We start from the raw sequence: 18,116 nt of genomic DNA on the forward strand, positions 1-18,116 counted from the left end.
CGGCGATGGCGTTGCGCGGCCTCGCCGGCAAGACGGCGCTGGTCACCGGGGCTGCGGGCGGGATTGGCAGCGCCGTCGTCGTGCGTCTGCTCGCGGAAGGGTGCCGGGTGGCGGCGGTCGATCTGGATGCCGCCACGGTCGATCGCGCCTGTCCGGCGGACGAGCGGATGCTGGCGATCGCCGCCGACGTCTCGGCCGAGCGCGATGCCGACGATTGCGTCGCGCGCGCGATCGCGCGCTTCGGCCGGATCGACCTGTTCGTCGCCAACGCCGGCGTGCTGGGTATGCGACAGCCGCTGGCGGATGCGTCGGTCGCCGAGTTCGATCGCGTCGTCGCGGTCAATCTGCGGGGCGTCTTTCTGGGCCTGCGATCCGTCATCCGGGCGATGATCGCGGCCGGCGAGGGAGGGGCGATCGTCACGATCGGCTCCGTCGGCGCGGTCAGGGCCTATGCCGGGTCGGGCGCGTACGGCGCGTCAAAGGCCGCCGTCGTCCACCTCTCGCGCCTCGCCGCGCTCGAAAACGCGCGTCACGGCATCCGGGTGAATGCCGTGTGCCCGGGCTTCACCGATACCGCGATGCTGGCTGACTCGGTCGGCGACCGCCTCGGTGCCGTGGTGGCGGGTCATCCGATGGGGCGGGCGGCGGCGCCGGCGGAGATCGCCGCGGCGGTCGCCTGGCTGCTCAGCGACGAGGCGAGCTTTGTCACGGGATCGGTGCAGATGGTGGACGGCGGCGTCACGATCGCCTGAGCACCGCCGCGCACCGAGCACCATCGCTGGCCGGCCGCGGAACGGTGCGACGGTCGAGCCGAACACGCCCTGTCGTGCAGCATCAATCCTCTGTCGTGGCTCCTGGACGGTGACCGGCCTATCGCCAAATCACGGCAGGGACGATGGAGCATGACGATGGAGTCGCCGGACGCGAACCAGCATGGCTTCGATGCGGACGCGCTGCGCCGTCGCTATGCGCACGAGCGCGACAAGCGTCTGCGCGCCGACGGCAACGACCAGTATATCGAGATGGGGGGGCGCTTCGCCTCCTACCTGGAAGACCCGTACACTGAACGCCACGAGCGCGATGCCCTGTTCGACGAGCGCGAGATCATCCTGATCGGCGGCGGGTTCGGCGGGCTGCTCGCCGGCGCGCGGCTGCGCGAAGCGGGGTTCGAGGATATCCGCCTGATCGAGAAGGGCGGCAATTTCGGCGGCACCTGGTACTGGAACCGCTATCCCGGCGCGGCGTGCGACGTGGAATCGTACATCTACCTGCCGCTGCTCGAAGAGATGGGCTTCATGCCGCGGCGCAAGTACACGCCCGCGGCCGAGATCCTCGATTACTGCCACCGGATCGCCGAAAGATTCGATCTCTATCGCGACGTCTGCTTCCAGACGATCGTTACCGAGCTGCGCTGGGACGAAGGCGACCGCCTGTGGTCGGTGTCCACCAACCGCGGCGACCGGATGCGCGCGCGCTTCGTCGCGATGGCGAACGGGCCGGCGCACAAGCCCAAACTGCCGGGCATTCCCGGCATCGAGGATTTCGAGGGTCATTCGTTCCACACGACGCGGTGGGACTATGACTATACCGGCGGCGGACCGGATGGCGGGCTGGACCGGCTGGGCGACAAGCGGGTCGGCGTGATCGGCACGGGTGCCACCGCCGTCCAGTGCGTCCCGCATCTCGGCGCGGCGGCAAAGCACCTCTATGTCTTCCAACGCACGCCGTCGTCGATTGACGTGCGCAACGACAAGCCAACCGACGTGGCGTGGTGGAACAGCCTGAAGCCGGGCTGGCAGCGCGAGCGGATGGAGAATTTCACCACCATCGTCACCGGTGGCGATGCCGAGGTCGACTTGATCCAGGACGGCTGGACCGATATCACCACCAAGTATCTGCGCAATTCGAGCCTGACTTCGGCGGAGGGGGAGAACGCGTCGCGCGACGAGGCGTTCGAGCTCGCCGACTTCGCCAAGATGGAAGCGATCCGCGCACGCGTCGATACGATCGTGGCGGACGCCGACACCGCCGCCGCGCTGAAGCCCTTCTATCGCCAGTTCTGCAAGCGGCCGTGCTTTCACGACGAGTATCTGCCCACCTTCAACCGACCCAACGTCACGCTCGTCGACACCAGCGGTGCCGGGGTGGAGCGGATCACCGCCCATGGCGTCGTGGTGGCGGGACTCGAATATCCGGTCGACTGCCTGGTCTTCGCGACGGGGTTCGAGCTCGGCACCAACTACACCAGCCGGTCCGGCTATGACGTGATCGGGGCCGACGATATCCGGCTCTCGGAGAAGTGGGCCGGCGGCCTGTCGTCGTTGCACGGCATGCACGTTCACGGATTTCCCAATCTGTTCGTGTTCATGCGCGATCAGTCGGCACACACCCCCAATTTCACCCATGCGCTGGACGAGCAGGCCAAGCACTTTGCGCAGCTGCTGCGTCAGGCGGTGGACCGGAGGGCGACGCGCGTCGAGGCGAGCGCCGAGGCTGAGGCCGCGTGGGTCCAGACGATCATCGATCTGTCGCAGGTCAACATCGACTTCCTGGCGGCTTGCACGCCCGGGTACATGAACGCCGAGGGCAAGGTGAAGGCCGAAGGGGCCAAGCGCAGCGGCGGATACGGGGCCGGGCCCGTCGCGTTCTTCGACCTGCTGCGGGACTGGCGGGCGGAAGGAGCGCTGCGCGGCCTGACGCTGGCCTAGCCGCCCGTCTATCGTCGGATGCGGTAGCGCACAGATCGACGCGGAGAGGAGGAATACCCATGGCAACGGTGGCGCAGGACCAGGCGACGATCGGCACCGACGTGCAGCTCACGCCCTACTCACAGGGCCGCGACCTGCCCCTGTTCGTCCAACCACGCGAACGTGCGTTACGCGACGACCCCGACGTGGCGCTCGCCTGGTTCGCAGCGCACCGGGCCGCGATCCATGCGCTGCTGCTCGAAACGGGCGCGCTCGCGTTTCGCGGCTTCGCGCTCTACGACACCAGCGCCTTCGGTCGTTGGCTCGATGGCTTCGATTGCGCCAAGATCGGCTATACCGCCGGCGCCGCGCCCCGCGCCGCGGTCGCGCCCAAGGTCTTCGAATCGACCCAGGCGCCGGCTGACCAGGTGCTCGGCCTGCATCAGGAGATGGCCTATCTGCCGCGCTATCCGGCGCGAATCGCCTTCTTCTGCCGCCTTGCTTCCGTCACGGGTGGCGAAACCTTCCTGGCGGACATGCGGGCGGTCACCGCAGCGATCGATCCTGCCTTCCTGGACGAGGTCGAGCGACGCGGGGTGATGTACCATCGCAACTTCCGCGACGACGGAATCAGCATGGGCCACCCCTCGCTCGACGTGATGCACCGCAGCTGGCAGGACGCGTTTGACGCCGGCGACCGCGACCTGCCTTTGGCGGAGTGTCGGGCGATGGGACTGGAACCGCGCTGGCTCGAGGACGGCAGCCTCGCCACCACCTATGTCGCGCCGGGCATCGTCCGTCACCCGGAGACGGGCGAACGCCTCTGGTTCAACCAGCTCGCCACCCAGATCATCCGCGCCGAGAGCTGGGGCGAGGCGCCGACGGCGCTGTTCCGCCGCCACTATGGCGCCGGCCGGCCGTTGCCCTATGCGGTGACGTTCGGGGACGGTGCGCCGATTCCGGAAGCGCCGCTCGCCACGGTCTATGCCGCCTATGCCGCGCACCGTGTCGGCTTCGCCTGGAGCCATGGCGACGTGCTGATGCTCGACAACCATCTGGTCGCCCACGGCCGCAACAGCTTCACTGGTCTGCGCGACGTGCAGGTCGGCCTGCTCGATTGAAGGAGACCGTCATGGCGACTGCCCCTCAGGCCGACCCGATCGCCGCACCGCCGCCGGGCGAGGCCGACCTCCGTCGCGATCTCGCCGCTGCCTATCGGCTGGTGGCGCTGATGGGGTGGGACGACGCCATCGCCACCCATATCTCGGTAAAGCTGCCGGGAGAAAATGCCTTCCTCATCAATCCCTTCGGCATGTTGTTCGAGGAGATCAGGCCGGCCGACCTCGTCAAGGTCGACATGGACGGAACCGTGCTCAGCACGACGCCCTGGCCGGTCAACAAGGCAGGCTTCGTGATCCACTCGGCGATCCACATGGCGCGCGACGATGCGCGCTGCGTGATGCACCTCCACACCGCCGACGGCATCGCCGTGTCGATGCTGGAGGAGGGGCTGCTGCCGCTCAATCAGACGGCGATGCTGCTGACAGCGGACATGGCGTTCCATGATTATGAGGGTGTCGCGCTCGACCTCGACGAGCGCGCGCGGCTTCAGGTCGACCTGGGCGACAAGACGCTGATGGTGTTGCGCAATCATGGCACGCTCGCGCTCGGTCCGAGCGTCGCCGAGGCTTTCGCGTCCATGTATTTCCTCGAGACCGCCTGCACCATCCAGGTCCGCGCGCTCGGCATGAACCGGCCGCTGAGCGGGGTGCCGCAGGAGGTGCGCGACAAGGTCGCCGCGATCGGCCCACGCGGCGGCCCGGGCATCGCCCAGAACCTGCTGTGGCCGGCGATGCTGCGCAAGCTGGAGCGGCAGGAGCCGGGATGGGCGGCGTAGCCGGCCGCTGCCCCCTCGCCCTGCTGCGGGCGAACCGGCGTCAGGCCGTGTCGCCGCGTTCCTGCGCCCAGAAGGCCGAGGCGGGGCGATGGGCCGCGATCTCGACGCCCATGACGCCCAGCGGCTGCTGCCGCGCGGCGAACTCCTCGGCGAAGATGTCGCGTATCGCCTCATAATCCCACCCAGCCGCGCGCTGACGCAAGGGGAGCAGCACGCCCGGATGGGCCATCAGCGACAGGAGGTCGCCTTCGACCCGAAGCGTCTGACCGTTCACGCCCGCTGCCGCGTCGGACAGGAGGAAGGCGATCGCGCCGGCATTCGCCTCCGGCGGCACCGTCATCGGCCGGCCGGCCTCCTCGCGCTTCGTACCGTGATACGCGTCGAGCTGATCGAACATCGGCGTCGCGGCGAGCGGCGACACGCAGTTCGCGCGCACCCCGCTCCCCGCCAGCTCGATCGCCCAGGTGAACATCAGCGAGGTGACCGCGCCCTTGCTCGCGGCATAGGCGCTCATCGCCGGGATGCCCATGTGTGCGCCCGAGGTGATGTTGACGATCGATCCCGTGCCCTGCGCCAGCATCGGCTTCACGGCATGCGCCGCGCAGTTGAACGTGCCGACGACGTTGACCGCTAGCAGTCGCTCGAGCACGCCAGGCTGAGCTTCGTCGAGCCGTCCCAAGGCGAACAGGCCGGCGTTGTTGACCAGCCCGTCGATCGCGCCGAACGCATCGACGCAGGCGTCGACGAGCCGGCCAGCGCCGTCCCAGTCGGTCACGTCCGCCGGGAAGGGCAGCGCCCGTCCTCCCGCCGCCGCGATCTCGGCTGCTCGCGCATGAGCGGAGGCCGCATCGGCATCGTTCACGACCACCGCTGCGCCAAGCGCTGCACAGGTCCGCGCGCACGCAGCACCAATGCCTCGTCCCGCGCCGGTGATGACGATCGCCTTGCCCGCCAGTGGACCCATGCTGCCTCTCCTCTTTGCCCGCCATGGCCTTGCAATGGTCAGGGCTGGCGAGGGCGGTTCGAGCCCGCTCTTTGACCTTGGCACCAGGGCTTAGCGCGCTGCCGCGCCGACATCCAGCCTCGCCAATCGTGCGAAATCGAGCTTCCATCGGGTAGTTATCGTCGGGACTAACCAATGTCGGGAAGGGTGGATTTCATGTCGTCCAACATCAAGACGGGCGCGGCGGCGCTCGGCTAGCGCTCGTTAAAATCGCGTTCCTGAGCCGTCGTTCGGGGCAAGGCGCGAGCGCAAGGATGGAGGGGCCAATGGTACGGAATGCTCTGATGGGCGGGGTGGCCGCAATGGCGCTGCTGGCTCTCCCCGCGGCGGCGTTCGCGCAAGCCACGGGCGCGCCGTCCCCGGTCGAGACGCAGGCCCCCGCCGCGAGCCCGCCGCAGGCCGCCGCCTCGCCCTCGGTCGAGACGCAGGCCACGGCTGCGACGCCGCCGCAGAACCCGGCCGCGGCGCCGGTGGATTCGGGTGATATCATCGTCACCGCACAGAAGCGCGCCGAGCGTCTGCTCGACGTGCCGATGTCGATCTCGGCGGTTCAGGGCGAGACGTTGCAGAAGGCGGGAATCATCTCGACGGTCAACCTGCAGCAGACCACGCCGGGCCTGGTCACCGTCAACAACGGCTTCGGCTTCCTGCCGCTGATCCGAGGGATCGCGTCGTCCGGCACGTCTCCGGGCGATGCGCTCAACGTCGCGATCTACCTCGACGACATTTCGGTCGGCGCGCCGATCGCCGGCTTCTTCGATCTCAGCGACATTGAGCGCATCGAGGTTCTCAAGGGCCCTCAGGGAACCTTGTTCGGCCGCAACGCCACGGGCGGTGCGATCCGCATCATCACGCGCAAGCCATCGTTCGACTCCAGCGGCAACATCGGCGCGGACTACGGCTTCAACTTCAACGAACTCCGGCTCAACGGCTATGTCACCACCGGTCTGTCGGAGACGGTGGCGGCCTCGCTCTCGGGCTCGCTGCGTAAGGGCAGGGGCTTCATCAAGGGCAGCGGCCCGAACGCCGGCCGGTATTACGGCGCGCCGGACAACTATCTGGTCCGCGGCAAGATCCTGTTCCGGCCGTCCGACAGGTTCGAGGCCGTGCTCGCGGCCGACGACTTCAGCCAGCAGAACGACAGCGTGTTCATCTCGGAAGTGAACAACAATGCCAACCCGTTCCCGTCCGTCCCCGGCGTGGTTCCCAGCACCACCAACCGCTATGCCGGCAGCACGCAGCCGAAGGCCGACCTGCGTGGCTGGGGCACCAGCCTCGACGCGCATTGGGAAGCGACGGACGACATCACGCTGCGCTCGCTGACGGGCTTCCGCCGCGTGCATGTGGTCTCTCAGTCGGATACGGATCGTACGAGCCTGTCGGGCACCTACGTCTTCCCGACGACGCCGGCGACGAACGTGACCAGCAGCTGGAACGCGCTCAATCAATATGAGAACGCGTTCAGCCAGGAGCTCAATCTATCGGGCGGCGACGCGGCGTCGGCGTTCACATGGCTCCTCGGCGGCTATTACTTTCACGGCTCGGCCGGCAACCCCTATTTTCGCCAGGGTCTGGGCGACGCGGAAGGCCTGACCGGCCTTCCTTCGTCCTCTGTCGCGGGAAGCCGGATCACGTCGAACTTCACCAACCATGTGAAGACCGAAGCGATCGCGGGGTTTGGCGAGCTGACCTACAACGTCACGCCGGAACTGCACCTTACGGGGGGGCTCCGGTACAACACCGAGAAGAAGACCTTCCACTATCAGCAGCTCATCCTGGGCGGTGTCGCGAACACCACCGTCTACGACAAGGCACAGCGCTGGAACAGCACGACCTATCGCGCCGTCGCCCGCTACGACTTCGCGCACAACGCCAACGTCTATGCGTCGGTCAGCAACGGATTCAAGTCCGGCGTGTTCAACGGATATTCGCCGACCAATCCTGCGGTGAATCCGGAGAAGATCCAGGCGTACGAGATCGGCGCGAAGGTTCGCGCCGCCGGCATTACGTTTACCGGTGCCGGATACGCCTATGACTACAAGGACATTCAGCTCTCGTCCTACGTCAACATCAACGGCACGTTGACCGTCGCGTTGAGCAACGCGACCAAGGCCAAGATGCGCGGGGTGGAATTCACGGCCGACGGCAACGTCGGCAACGGCTTCTCGTTCAATACCGGCATCAGCTATGAGCCGAAGCTGAATTACGGCATCTACAACACCGCGCTGGCGGTCACGCCGCTGACGGATGCGCAGATCGCCGCCAACAATGCCACGCCCTCGACGGCGGGCATCAACAAGGCGTCGCGCACGAATTACGACGCATCGGGCAGCCAGATGGTGCGTGCGCCCAAGGTGACCGCCAACGCTCGGATCAACTACGAAGGCGACGTCGCGGGCGGCAAGCTCAACGCGAACGTCAATGGGTCTTATACCGGCAAGTTCTTTTGGCAGCCGGGGAATCTGTCACCTGAAAACCCGTACTTCATCCTGAATGCACGGCTCGGCTGGACCCCAACGGACGGGCGCGTCACCTATTCGATCTTCGGCAACAATCTGACCAACAGACTCTACCGCACCGATTTCGTGGCTAATACGCGCGGCGACGATTCCGTCAAATATGCGCCGCAGCGCGAATACGGCATCGGCATCAACGTCACCTTCTGATCGACCGGACGGCACGCGAGCGCCTGGACGCTCCGTGTCGTGCGATCGCTTCGCCGTGACGTGATCGATCGTCAGCGCGGTTCTCGCCCGATGCAAATAGCCCGATGCCTCACCCAGCGCATCGTCATCCGATAGCGACAGATGGACCCGACGCGCGTGTCGAAAGTCTGCGTCATCCTGCCATCGTCGAGCCGATAGATTCGACCGCGAGCTGCGTCGCAATGGCGGCGCCGCCGCGATGGCGGACGCCGTGATCCGGGCGCGAGATGAGACGTCGCTGTCGGTGCGATCGGATCGGCTGGCTCAGACCGCCGGCGCGACTTGCGTTCGCGGCGCGCGGCCGAGCAGCGCGAGGACCGCTGCCGCCACCGCTGCCGTCAGCAGCGCCGCGATCGCCGTCGCATAGGTCGATGCGTAGTTGCCCGACAGATCGTAGAGCTTGCCCGCCAGCGGCGCCGCGCCGAACATGAACGGGATCTTGGTGAAATAGCTATAGCCGATGACGCGGCTGAACGACGCCGCGCCGAAGCGCTCGCCGATGCACGCGCTGTGCAGCGTGATCGCCGGGCCCATCGCCGCCCCCATCAACACGGATAGCACCATCAGCGCCGCCGGCGCGGTGGCGAGCGAGAAGGCGAACCAGGTGACGGCGATCTGGAGCAGGGCCAGCGTCAGCGCGTGGAACGGCCCGATGCGATCGATCAGCCACCCATAGGCGATCGCGCCGACCAGCGCGCCGATGCCCGCCCCCGACAGCATGGTCGAGGCGAGCGTCGGCGCCAGGCCCTTGGCGATCGCCATCGCCGGTCCGTGCGCGGTGAACCCGGTGCCGGCGGCGGATGCGATGCCGATCGCGAAGCTGATGAGCCAGAAAGCAGGGTCGGAGAGGATGGCACCGTGGCTCGCGAGCGCGGGCGCATCGGGCGCGTCCGCCCGTTCGGGGTCGCGGCGGGGGGACTGGCCGACATCCTCGGGCCGCTCGATCGCGAGGCGCATGACGGGAATTGCGCAGACGAACACGCCGGCGAGCGCCAGGAACAGGAGCTGCCGCCCGCCCTGCCCGATCAGCCAGGCCGCGAGGGGCGCCGCCGCGATCCCAAACACCTGGACGAGACCGAACCCCAGCGCCTTGCCGCGGTCGCGCTCGAACCAGCGGCTGATGAGCGTCGGCGCCGAGATCACCGCCATCAGGCAACAGCCCGACCCGATCAGCAGCCCGAACAGCACCAGCACCGTCAACAGGTTGTTCGCGAAGGCGAGCAGCGCGAAGCCGGTCGCGTGCGCCATGCAGCCCACGGTCATCAGCGTCCGCAGCCTGACCCGGCTCGTCAGGTTGCCGACCAGCGGCGCCAGCGTCCCCATGGCCAATAGCAGCACGCCGAACGGCAGCGACGCGGCTGCGCGCGACAGGCCCAGCTCGCGCTGCAATGCGGGAAGCGCCGGGCCAAAGGCGTTGATAACGACGGTCAGCCCGAGATTGTAGGTGACGAAGGCGAGCGCGACCATCCGCCAGCCGAAAAAAGGCCGCGCTGGCGGCTCGGCGGTCATCGCGCGGTCTCGGCGCGAAGCCGGACGCCACCTGTATCGCGCTCCCGAACGTCATCCCCTGCCATTCAACCTCTCCCCCTACAGACCCGCCGCGGCTGACCGGCCTGGTCGATCGCCATGTCGGCGCGGCGATACGCCGCCGCTTCCTTCAAACGCCGTGATCGAGGCATCCAGACGATCGCGCCGTCAAGGTTCGGCGTTAGCGCGATCTGGTCCTCGTCAGTGCGATAGCGCGTCAAGGACAATGCCGTGATGAAGCGGGAGGCGTCGTCGTCCTGGACGTCGGGCGGGGCGCCGTCTTGATCCAGGCGGAGGTCCGCGCGATGCGCCGCGACACGGACGGCGGATCGAGCAGGGCCGCCACGCCGGACGAAATCGCCACCCGGCCATCACCGACAAAGGCGCGATGGTTGGCATCGATCGTGTCGAGTACGTAACGGTAATTCACCATCAGGCCGAAGCTTTCCCGCACCCCCTTCGGCGACGGGTCGGCGCACCAGTTAATCCGCTCCAGTCGCGCGCCATTCGACAGGTGAAACCTCCCCACAGGATCGCTCACCGTTGCAGAACCGCCATTGGCGGTTCGCCCGCTCAGATAGCGCGCGCACAGTAGCGTGAGCGGGTCACGCAGCGGACCTGCTGCGCCGCCGTCGTGGAGCAGGTCGGGCGCGTCGAGCAGCGCCTCCGGAAGATCGGATACGCGTCCAATGCGGCACTCTTCGGTAAGCCATGTCCGGAAGCCGGGGATCGGCGACAGCGTCGCGAAAGACTTCAGCGACGGGAACTCGGTCCTGAGATCGAGCACGACCTGCTTGATGAGCAGGTCGCCCAGGCTGATACCCGCCAGCCCGCGATGGCAGTTGTTGATGGAGTAGAACATCGCATGCGTCGGCGCGTCGAGCGGCACGTTCCGGTCGTCGCCGTCGAGAATGGGACCCACCCGGTCGCTCATGCCGTCGGTCAGGGCGACCTCGATGAAGATCAGCGGTACGCCCGGCATGGCGGGGTGGAAGAAGGCGAAGCAGCGACGATTGCCATCGAGGCGGCGGCGCAAACTGTCCCAATCATCGATGGCATGGACCGATTCGAAGCGGATGATGCTCTCCAGCACCGCGGCCGGCGACTGCCAGTCGAGTTTCTCCGCACGCAGAAAGCCGCGGTTGAACCAAGAGGAGAGCAGTTGCCGCGTTTCTTCGGCCAACAGTGCCACGGCGGCTTCACTGCGACCGAGCCGCAACATCTCGGCGCGCAGCGCCACGATCAACGCGGTGGCGCCCGGCGTCATGTTGAGCCGCCGCAGCAACTCGACGGCGCGCATCTGCGCGGCTGCGCCGATCCATGCCGCCGACGCGCCGTCTGGCTGGTTCAGGTAATCATTCACGGCGGCTTGCAGCCGCGCATGGTCGGGACCGAAGGCCGACGCCAGTCGCTGCAGAAAAAGCGCCATCTCGTCCGCCGACAGGGCGGCCAGCATGTCGCTCAGCGCCGTTGCGATGTGCACGGCCTGCCCGTCGCTGCTCTCGGCGAGGAGCAGCTCTGCTGTGGCTACACAGCGTTCCACCGGGCCGGCGAGGGCGGCTTCGCTGCGCCCGCCCAGCCGCCGCCACAGCCATCCCCAGCCACCGCGCGCGCGCTCCTCGATCTGCGGCGACGCGTTCATAAGCTGATGCCGAGGAGCTTCGTGTCGAGATATTCCATGATCCCCTCCTGCGCGCCTTCGCGACCCAGGCCGCTCTCCTTCACCCCGCCGAAGGGTGCGGCGGCGGCGGTAGGGTTGATGTCGTTGATACCCACCATGCCGAATTTCAGCGCTTCGCTCACGCGCAGCGCTCGCGCCAGGTCGCGGGTGTAGATGTAGGACGCGAGGCCGTACCGCGTGTCGTTTGCGGCACGCACAACGTCCTGCTCGTCCTCGAATGTGCAGACCGCGCCGATCGGACCGAACGTTTCCTCGCGGTAGATGTGCATGTCCTTGGTGACATCGGTGAGCACGGTCGGCGCGAAGAACAGCCCCTTGTCCACCGCCGGTCCGGAGAGGCGAGCGCCGCCGGCGGCGATCCTCGCGCCCTTGGCCCGAGCGTCGGCCACCTGCCGTTCCATCTTGCGGAGCGCGTGCTCATTGATGAGCGGGCCCACTGTCACGTCCTTGTCCATTCCCGACCCTGCCTGCAGGCGGCTGACGCGGTCTGCGAACGCTGCCACGAAGGCGTCGTGGATCGAGGCGTGAACGTAAAAGCGGTTGGGACTGATGCAGGCCTGTCCCGTGTTCAGGAACTTGACCAGCGCCGCTCCCTTGGCGGCGTGCACCGGATCGGCATCCTCGAACACGATGAACGGCGCGTGGCCGCCGAGTTCGAGGGAGATGCGCTTCATCTGGTCTGCCGCTTCGCGCGCCAGCATCTTGCCGACCGCTGTAGAGCCGGTGAAGGTGATCTTGCCCACCAGCGGGTTGGTGACGAACTCGTCGCCGATCGGCTGAGGCGACCCGGCGGTGATTAGGTTGGCAACCCCGGCGGGAACGCCGGCTTCTTCGAGCAGGCGGAACATCTCGATCGCGCACAGCGGCGTGTCCTCCGCCGGCTTCAAGACGATCGTGCAGCCTGCGGCCAGCGCCGGTGCCACCTTCCGCGTGATCATCGAAATTGGATAGTTCCACGGCGTCACCGCAGCGACGACCCCGATCGGCTGCTGCAGCACCATGAACCTCTGGTCACCGCGTGGGGAAGGGATGGTGCGTCCATAGACCCGCTTCGCCTCCTCGGCGAACCAGATCAGGAAGTCGGCGGCGTATTTCACCTCTGTCCGCGCCGCCTTGAGCGGCTTGCCCTGCTCGGTGGTGAGGATGCGCGCGAGCCGCTCGGTATTCGCCGTCAGCAACTCCCATGCGCGATAGAGGATCGCCGACCGTTCGTAAGCGGTCTGTGACGACCAGGCGGGCAGCGCCCGCGCCGCCGCCTCGATGGCCTCGCGCGCGTCGTCACGGCCGCCGGCCGCGACCGCAGCGACGACATCACCGGTCGCGGGATTGCGCACGTCGAACGTCTCTCCCGACGCTGCCCCGCGCCAGCGGCCGTCGATGAACAGCGAGGAGGCGTAGGCGTCATGGCTGCTCATCCGGGTCTCCGTCGCGTGTCTGCCAATTGGAATATGTTCCAATATTTCGATTGGCGAGACCGCGTCAATGATGCACGTAACGCACGCGCGGACAGGAGAGCGGCGGGAGAACATGATCGAGGATGGGGACCAGGCGACAAGGCGCGATGCGGAGCGTTGGGAATGGCAATCGCGGGAGCTGCCCAGCCGCGACGAATGCGTCCTGCGGCACCTGCTCGAACGCCGCGCCAGAACGCATCCCGACAAGGTGTTCGTTCGATTTGATGGCGGTGAGGCCTGGACCTATGCCGACACGCTGCTGCACGCCCGTCGCGCGGCGGCTGGGTTGGCCGCGCTGGGCGTCCGGTCGGGCGACCCGGTCCTGGTGCTGCTCCCCAACGGCCCCGATTTTCTCAGGACGTGGTTCGGGGCAAACCTGCTCGGCGCCGCGCTGGCCGCACTCAACACCGCCGTGCGCGGCGCGCAGCTTCAGCATCTGGTGACGCTGAGCGGCGCCCGCGTCGGTGTGATCGATGCCGGCTATACCGATCGGCTCGACGGGATCGACTTGGGCGAACTGCGGCAATTGGTCGTTGCGAGGGGAGACGCCGGGCCGGGCCGTTTGACGCTAGCGGAATGCATGGACGGCGCCGATCCCGACGCGGTTCCGGACATCACGGTCGAGCCTTGGCAACCGCAATTCATACTGTTCACCTCCGGGACCACCGGTCCCTCCAAGGGGGCGATCGTCACTTATGTGCAGATGCACGACATGGTGCTCGCAACGTCCAGCGGCCGGCTTTCGGCGGAGGATGTCTATCTTGCGAGTACGCCGCTGTTCCACGTTGGTGGCACGCGCGTGGTCTATGGAATGCTGCTGTTGGGCGGCTCGGTGGCACTGCTGGAGCGGTTTCGCACCGAGACGTTTTGGCAGGCGGTCAGGGATCACGGCGCTACCGCCTGCGTCCTGATCGGCGCCGTTGCCCGGTTTCTGGAAGATCAGCCGCCGCGCCCCGACGACCGCGACCATACGTTGCGGCTCGCCTCCATGTCACCCCTGGTATCCGATCCTGCGGGGTTCGCGCGACGCTTCGGGGTCGACGTGGTCACCTCCTATGGCATGTCGGAACTGTCGATTCCGATCGTGTCGGAGATCAATCCGACCGATCCGGCGAGCTGTGGGCGGCTGCGGCAGGGTTACGAGGCGCGGCTGGTGGACGAGCATGATCGCGAGGTGCCGGAGGGCGAGGCGGGGGAGTTGATCGTTCGTGCGGACCGGCCCTGGACCATCTCGCCGGGCTATTGGCGGATGCCGGAAGCGACGGCGGCGGCGTGGCGCAATGGTTGGTTCCATACCGGCGACCGGCTGCGCCGCAGCGCGGAGGGTCGTTTTTATTTCGTGGACCGGCAGAAGGATGCCATCCGTCGGCGCGGCGAAAACATCTCCTCGGTCGAGGTGGAGGATGAGATCGCGAGCCATCCGGCGGTAAAGGACGTGGCGGTGATCGGCGTGCCGAGCCCGCTCGGCGAGGAGGACGTGCTGGCGGTAGTCGTGTTGAAACCCGGCGAGGCGCTCGCCCCGGAGGCGCTGATCGAGCACCTTCGTCTTCGGATGGCCCACTATATGGTGCCGCGCTACCTCCGCTTCGTCGTCGATCTGCCGCGTACGCCAAGTGCCCGCGTCATGAAGCACCTGTTGCGCGAGGTGGGGATCGGAGCCGACGCATGGGATCGCGAGGCGGTCGGCGTCCGCATAGCGCGAGAGCGGCGATGACCGAACTCGAACGGCTGCTGGCGATCGAGGAGATCAAGCGGCTGGTCGCGCGGCGGGTCCGCGCGCTAGACGCCCGCGACTGGGAAACATATCAGGCCTGCCATGCACCCGAGCACGTCTCCGACTTCTTCAAGGACGCGGGCGACCGCGATGCGATGATGGCGGCGTTGCGCGCGGAAACGGCGGGGGTTACGTCGATCCACCACGTTTACAGTCCCGACATCGCCATCCGCTCCGACGAGATCGCGAGCGGCAGCTGGACGATGGAGGACCGGCGTTACTGGCTGCAGGATGGCGACGAGCACTGGCTACACGGCTGGGGATTTTATCACGAGACCTACGCCTGTCGCGATGGCGCCTGGCTCATCACCTCTCGGCGGCTGGAGCGCACGCGGGTTGAGCATTCGCCGGGCTCGAAACGGGCGTCGTCGACATGACGGAGTTTACGAGTCCGCCATCGCGGCGACCGCTTCGCCTCGCGCGTCGCGCAGCCGCTGGAGCGGGACGATCCCCCGCCGCGCACGGCTGACGCCGAGCTGCGCCACCAGCCAGCTCTCGAGCGGTTGGGCTAGGGCATCAAATGTCGGCAGCGCTTCCGGACGAGCAAAGGCCTTCAGTGCCACGAGCATTCCGAATTTTGCCCGAATGCAGAATTCGTCGATACTTGCCGTTCCGGCCGCCCACAGCTGATAGGCAAGGCTGTAGAGCGGCGAGATGAGCGCCGCGACCAGCCGCGGCTCGGTTCCCGGTCGCAGCAGGTCCGCATCGATGGTCCGCTGCACCATGTCGGCATAGAATTCGAGGCGCGGCTGCTGAATGGTAAGCTTGACGGCCGATTCCTTGCCTACCAGCCATACCATGGAGCGATAGAAGGCTGGTTCGGCTTCGTAGAACTCGGCCGCGATGTCGACCGACTCGAACAGAAGTTCGAAAGGATCATTCGAGGCGCGCTCGAACACCAGCTCACGGTACAGGACGAAGGTGTCGACGAATACCTGCGTCAGCACCGCCTCCTTGGAATCAAAGAGATTGTAGACGGTGGACAGGCTGACGCCCGCGCGCTCGGCGACCTGCTTCATCGACAGGGCATCCACGCCTGCTTCAGAGATGAGATTGTGCGCCGCCGCGACGATCCGCGAGCGTCGCCCCGCTTTTGCCTGCTCGCGCCTGCTCATCCGGCTCTCCGGCACGTCGCCCTGCTCCCGGCAGGAATGAGAGAGCATTTGACCAATTGACCGCGAAAGGCAAATAAGCAAGATTGGAAGGCATTCCATTTTATCGGGCGCGGTTGGTGGCGCTTCCGCAGGAGCGAGGATTGTGCGGATTGGCGAAACGGTTGAGGACGTCGTCTTCCGGGCCGAGGCGCGTGCTTGGCTGGAGGCGAGCATTCCGCGTGAGCGACGGCCACACCGGACCGGCGACGCCCAACGTGCCTACGACGTTGCGTGGCGGCGGCGGCAGTTCGACGCAGGGTGGGGTCACATTGCCTGGCCGGAGCGCTATGGCGGACGCGGCCTGCCGCTGTCGCGCCAGCTGATCTGGTATGAGGAATCCGCGCGCGCCGGCGCGCCCGACCACACCGGCAACAGCTTCTTCGTGGCGCTTCAACACGCCGGCCCGACACTGATCGCGCGCGCCACGGAGGATCAGCAGACATTTCACCTTCCCCGTATCCTGCGCGGAGACGCGATCTGGTGTCAGGGCTTTTCCGAGCCGGGCGCGGGATCGGACCTTGCCGGCATCCGCACGCGGGGGGTGGTGGAGGGCGATGAGATCGTCGTCACCGGACAGAAGATCTGGACCAGCTACGCACTGTATGCCTCCTATCAGGAGCTATTGATCCGCACCGAGCCTGGGTCGCGACGCCACCGAGGCCTGACCTTCGTCATTTGCGACATGTCGCTGCCCGGTATCGACGTCCGGCCGATCCGCAACATCGCGGGCGGCACCGACTTCTGCGAGGTATTCTACGACGAGGTTCGCATGCCGGTGTCGAGCGTCGTCGGCGGCCTCGGCAACGGCTGGGACGTCGCCATGTCGCTGCTGAGCTTCGAACGCGGCGCGGCGTCTTTTCCGGTCGCGATCGAGACGGCGCGGCGCATCGACGAGTTGATTGACTATGCGCGCGCCGCGCTGCCCGCGCTCGACGGCAGCGCCCTTGGGGAACGGCTGGCGCAGGCGCGCGCCGACGCAGCGGCGCTTCAGGCGATGGTCCATCTGCTGATCGCCCGCGACTCCGCGCCCGCGGAGGGATCGTATATCCGCCTGTGTCTCGCCGAGCTCGGCCGACGCGCGTCGGCGCTGGCGATGGATGTGCTCGGTCCCGAGGCGCTCGATCGCGAAGCGTTCGACGAGTGGCCGCGCCGCTATCTTGAGGACTTCAAGCTGACCATCGCCGCCGGCACGTCGCAGATCCAGCGCAATATCATCGGGGAGCGGGTGCTCGGTCTGCCGCGTCAGGGAAAAGCGGCATGATCGACCTGCGCGCCGATAATGAGCAGCGGCAGATTGTGGAGAGCGCGGCGGACTTGCTGGAGGCGAGCGCGCCCGTGTCACGCCTGCGCAACGGCGCGCATGGCGGTGACGTTCACGCCGCGTTGGCGGACTGGGGCTGGTTCGGCGTCGGTGTAGTTGAGCAGCGGGGCGGCTTGGGCCTCGGTGTCGCCGAAGAGGTGCTGCTGCACCTGCTCGCCGGTCGCCACCTGACGCCGGTCACCGCACTGGCGACCACGCTAGCCGCCGCCATCGCCGCTCCCGAGGTGTGTGCCGAGCTGCTAGCAGGCCGCCGTCGCGCGGCTCTGGCGTTTCCGGCCCGCGGTGGGCGATTTTTCGCGGTCGACCGCACAGGTGCGGCCGATCTGCTGTTGTTCGAACCGCAGGCGATTTCGCTGATGCCGGTGGCAGCGTTTGAAGGCCGGCCGGTCGACTCCTTGGACGATCAGGTTGTGATCGAGGCCGGACGGCTGGACCTCGGCCGGATCGTCTCGCGCGTGCCCGCCGAGCGCGGGCTGCTGCTGATCGCAGCCATGCTCGCCGGCATGGCGGCCGCGTGCCGTGACTTGGCAGTTGATTATGCCGGCGTGCGCGAGCAGTTCGGGCAGCCCATCGGCGCGTTCCAGGCGGTAAAACATCTCTGTGCCGACATGGGCCTGCGCGCCTATGCCGCCGAAGCCCAGGTCAAGCTCGCGGGAGCCACGATCGCCTGCACGCCTGACGCCGCGCCTTTCCAAGTGGCGGCAGCGCTGGCCACCGCCATCGCAGCCGCAATCGAGAATGCCGAAGCGGCGATCCAGGTCCATGGCGGCATTGGCTTCACCGCCGAATGCGACGTCCATGTATTTCTAAAAAGGGCGCACCTGATGGCGCGTACCGTCGGCGGCCGATCGACGCACCTCGCCGCGCTGCTCGCATTCCCCCCACCGGCTGGCGTGGAGGCGGAATGATGTCG

Annotated in this window: 14 protein-coding genes; 9 read left to right on the top strand and 5 right to left on the bottom strand. The window is 67.2% G+C overall.

Features of this window, described 5'->3' with window-relative positions:
- Positions 1 to 5 precede the first annotated feature (5 nt).
- The 4 genes from ACFE7K_RS02585 to ACFE7K_RS02600 all read left to right on the top strand — a co-directional run bounded on the left by ACFE7K_RS02585 (position 6) and on the right by ACFE7K_RS02600 (position 4,584).
- Positions 6 to 752, top strand: a complete 747-nt coding sequence (locus ACFE7K_RS02585) for an SDR family NAD(P)-dependent oxidoreductase (RefSeq protein WP_375396596.1) — start codon at positions 6 to 8, stop codon at positions 750 to 752.
- Between the two features lie 156 nt (positions 753 to 908).
- A complete protein-coding gene (locus ACFE7K_RS02590; RefSeq protein ID WP_375396597.1) occupies positions 909 to 2,708 on the top strand; it encodes a flavin-containing monooxygenase in 1,800 nt (599 codons plus the stop codon).
- Between the two features lie 59 nt (positions 2,709 to 2,767).
- On the top strand, positions 2,768 to 3,808 hold the full coding sequence (locus ACFE7K_RS02595; protein ID WP_375396598.1) for a TauD/TfdA family dioxygenase: 1,041 nt from the start codon (positions 2,768 to 2,770) through the stop codon (positions 3,806 to 3,808).
- An 11-nt stretch (positions 3,809 to 3,819) separates the two neighbouring features.
- Entirely contained in the window at positions 3,820 to 4,584 is a 765-nt protein-coding gene (locus ACFE7K_RS02600) for a class II aldolase/adducin family protein (protein ID WP_375396599.1), read from the top strand.
- Positions 4,585 to 4,624: 40 nt separating this feature from the next.
- Here the strand turns inward: ACFE7K_RS02600 and ACFE7K_RS02605 are convergent, their stop codons facing one another.
- Complete coding sequence (locus ACFE7K_RS02605) at positions 4,625 to 5,548, bottom strand: SDR family NAD(P)-dependent oxidoreductase (protein ID WP_375396600.1); 924 nt, start codon at positions 5,546 to 5,548, stop codon at positions 4,625 to 4,627.
- A gap of 305 nt (positions 5,549 to 5,853) precedes the next feature.
- Between ACFE7K_RS02605 and ACFE7K_RS02610 the strand changes: the two genes are divergently transcribed.
- A complete protein-coding gene (locus ACFE7K_RS02610) occupies positions 5,854 to 8,253 on the top strand; it encodes a TonB-dependent receptor (protein WP_375396601.1) in 2,400 nt (799 codons plus the stop codon).
- Between the two features lie 303 nt (positions 8,254 to 8,556).
- Here ACFE7K_RS02610 and ACFE7K_RS02615 read toward each other — a convergent pair whose 3' ends face one another.
- The 3 genes from ACFE7K_RS02615 to ACFE7K_RS02625 form a co-directional block, all read right to left on the bottom strand.
- Positions 8,557 to 9,801: an MFS transporter gene (locus tag ACFE7K_RS02615; protein WP_375396602.1), complete on the bottom strand. Its 1,245-nt coding sequence runs from the start codon at positions 9,799 to 9,801 to the stop codon at positions 8,557 to 8,559.
- A gap of 235 nt (positions 9,802 to 10,036) precedes the next feature.
- Complete coding sequence (locus ACFE7K_RS02620) at positions 10,037 to 11,461, bottom strand: malonyl-CoA decarboxylase domain-containing protein (RefSeq protein ID WP_375396603.1); 1,425 nt, start codon at positions 11,459 to 11,461, stop codon at positions 10,037 to 10,039.
- A complete protein-coding gene (locus tag ACFE7K_RS02625; RefSeq protein ID WP_375396604.1) occupies positions 11,458 to 13,029 on the bottom strand; it encodes an NAD-dependent succinate-semialdehyde dehydrogenase in 1,572 nt (523 codons plus the stop codon). Before ACFE7K_RS02625 ends, ACFE7K_RS02620 begins: the two co-directional genes overlap by 4 nt.
- On the opposite strand from ACFE7K_RS02625, the gene ACFE7K_RS02630 reads away from it, so the two are divergent.
- Complete coding sequence (locus ACFE7K_RS02630) at positions 13,028 to 14,668, top strand: AMP-binding protein (RefSeq protein WP_375396605.1); 1,641 nt, start codon at positions 13,028 to 13,030, stop codon at positions 14,666 to 14,668. The two genes, ACFE7K_RS02625 and ACFE7K_RS02630, sit on opposite strands and share 2 nt — an antisense overlap.
- Positions 14,665 to 15,105, top strand: coding sequence for a nuclear transport factor 2 family protein (locus ACFE7K_RS02635; protein ID WP_375396606.1), 441 nt, complete (start codon positions 14,665 to 14,667; stop codon positions 15,103 to 15,105). The genes ACFE7K_RS02630 and ACFE7K_RS02635 overlap by 4 nt, the downstream gene beginning before the upstream one ends.
- A 6-nt stretch (positions 15,106 to 15,111) precedes the next feature.
- On the opposite strand, the gene ACFE7K_RS02640 is transcribed toward ACFE7K_RS02635, so the two are convergent.
- Positions 15,112 to 15,891, bottom strand: coding sequence for a TetR/AcrR family transcriptional regulator (locus tag ACFE7K_RS02640; RefSeq protein ID WP_375396607.1), 780 nt, complete (start codon positions 15,889 to 15,891; stop codon positions 15,112 to 15,114).
- Between the two features lie 94 nt (positions 15,892 to 15,985).
- Between ACFE7K_RS02640 and ACFE7K_RS02645 the strand changes: the two genes are divergently transcribed.
- Positions 15,986 to 17,143, top strand: a complete 1,158-nt coding sequence (locus ACFE7K_RS02645; RefSeq protein WP_375396608.1) for an acyl-CoA dehydrogenase family protein — start codon at positions 15,986 to 15,988, stop codon at positions 17,141 to 17,143.
- Positions 17,140 to 18,111 (top strand): acyl-CoA dehydrogenase family protein, encoded by a 972-nt coding sequence (locus tag ACFE7K_RS02650; protein WP_375396609.1) that lies wholly within the window; start codon positions 17,140 to 17,142, stop codon positions 18,109 to 18,111. Before ACFE7K_RS02645 ends, ACFE7K_RS02650 begins: the two co-directional genes overlap by 4 nt.
- Positions 18,112 to 18,116: the final 5 nt, after the last annotated feature.

Origin of the sequence: uncultured Sphingomonas sp. (assembly GCF_964244265.1) — a bacterium.
GTDB lineage: Bacteria > Pseudomonadota > Alphaproteobacteria > Sphingomonadales > Sphingomonadaceae > Sphingomonas.

Bases quoted from the DNA above. Each gene is read 5' to 3' on its own strand.
- ACFE7K_RS02585 (WP_375396596.1), top strand. From the start codon at position 6: ATGGCGTTGCGCGGCCTCGCCGGCAAGACGGCGCTGGTCACCGGGGCT.
- ACFE7K_RS02590 (WP_375396597.1), top strand. From the start codon at position 909: ATGGAGTCGCCGGACGCGAACCAGCATGGCTTCGATGCGGACGCGCTG.
- ACFE7K_RS02595 (WP_375396598.1), top strand. From the start codon at position 2,768: ATGGCAACGGTGGCGCAGGACCAGGCGACGATCGGCACCGACGTGCAG.
- ACFE7K_RS02600 (WP_375396599.1), top strand. From the start codon at position 3,820: ATGGCGACTGCCCCTCAGGCCGACCCGATCGCCGCACCGCCGCCGGGC.
- ACFE7K_RS02605 (WP_375396600.1), bottom strand. From the start codon at position 5,548: ATGGGTCCACTGGCGGGCAAGGCGATCGTCATCACCGGCGCGGGACGA.
- ACFE7K_RS02610 (WP_375396601.1), top strand. From the start codon at position 5,854: ATGGTACGGAATGCTCTGATGGGCGGGGTGGCCGCAATGGCGCTGCTG.
- ACFE7K_RS02615 (WP_375396602.1), bottom strand. From the start codon at position 9,801: ATGACCGCCGAGCCGCCAGCGCGGCCTTTTTTCGGCTGGCGGATGGTC.
- ACFE7K_RS02620 (WP_375396603.1), bottom strand. From the start codon at position 11,461: ATGAACGCGTCGCCGCAGATCGAGGAGCGCGCGCGCGGTGGCTGGGGA.
- ACFE7K_RS02630 (WP_375396605.1), top strand. From the start codon at position 13,028: ATGATCGAGGATGGGGACCAGGCGACAAGGCGCGATGCGGAGCGTTGG.
- ACFE7K_RS02625 (WP_375396604.1), bottom strand. From the start codon at position 13,029: ATGTTCTCCCGCCGCTCTCCTGTCCGCGCGTGCGTTACGTGCATCATT.
- ACFE7K_RS02635 (WP_375396606.1), top strand. From the start codon at position 14,665: ATGACCGAACTCGAACGGCTGCTGGCGATCGAGGAGATCAAGCGGCTG.
- ACFE7K_RS02640 (WP_375396607.1), bottom strand. From the start codon at position 15,891: ATGCTCTCTCATTCCTGCCGGGAGCAGGGCGACGTGCCGGAGAGCCGG.
- ACFE7K_RS02650 (WP_375396609.1), top strand. From the start codon at position 17,140: ATGATCGACCTGCGCGCCGATAATGAGCAGCGGCAGATTGTGGAGAGC.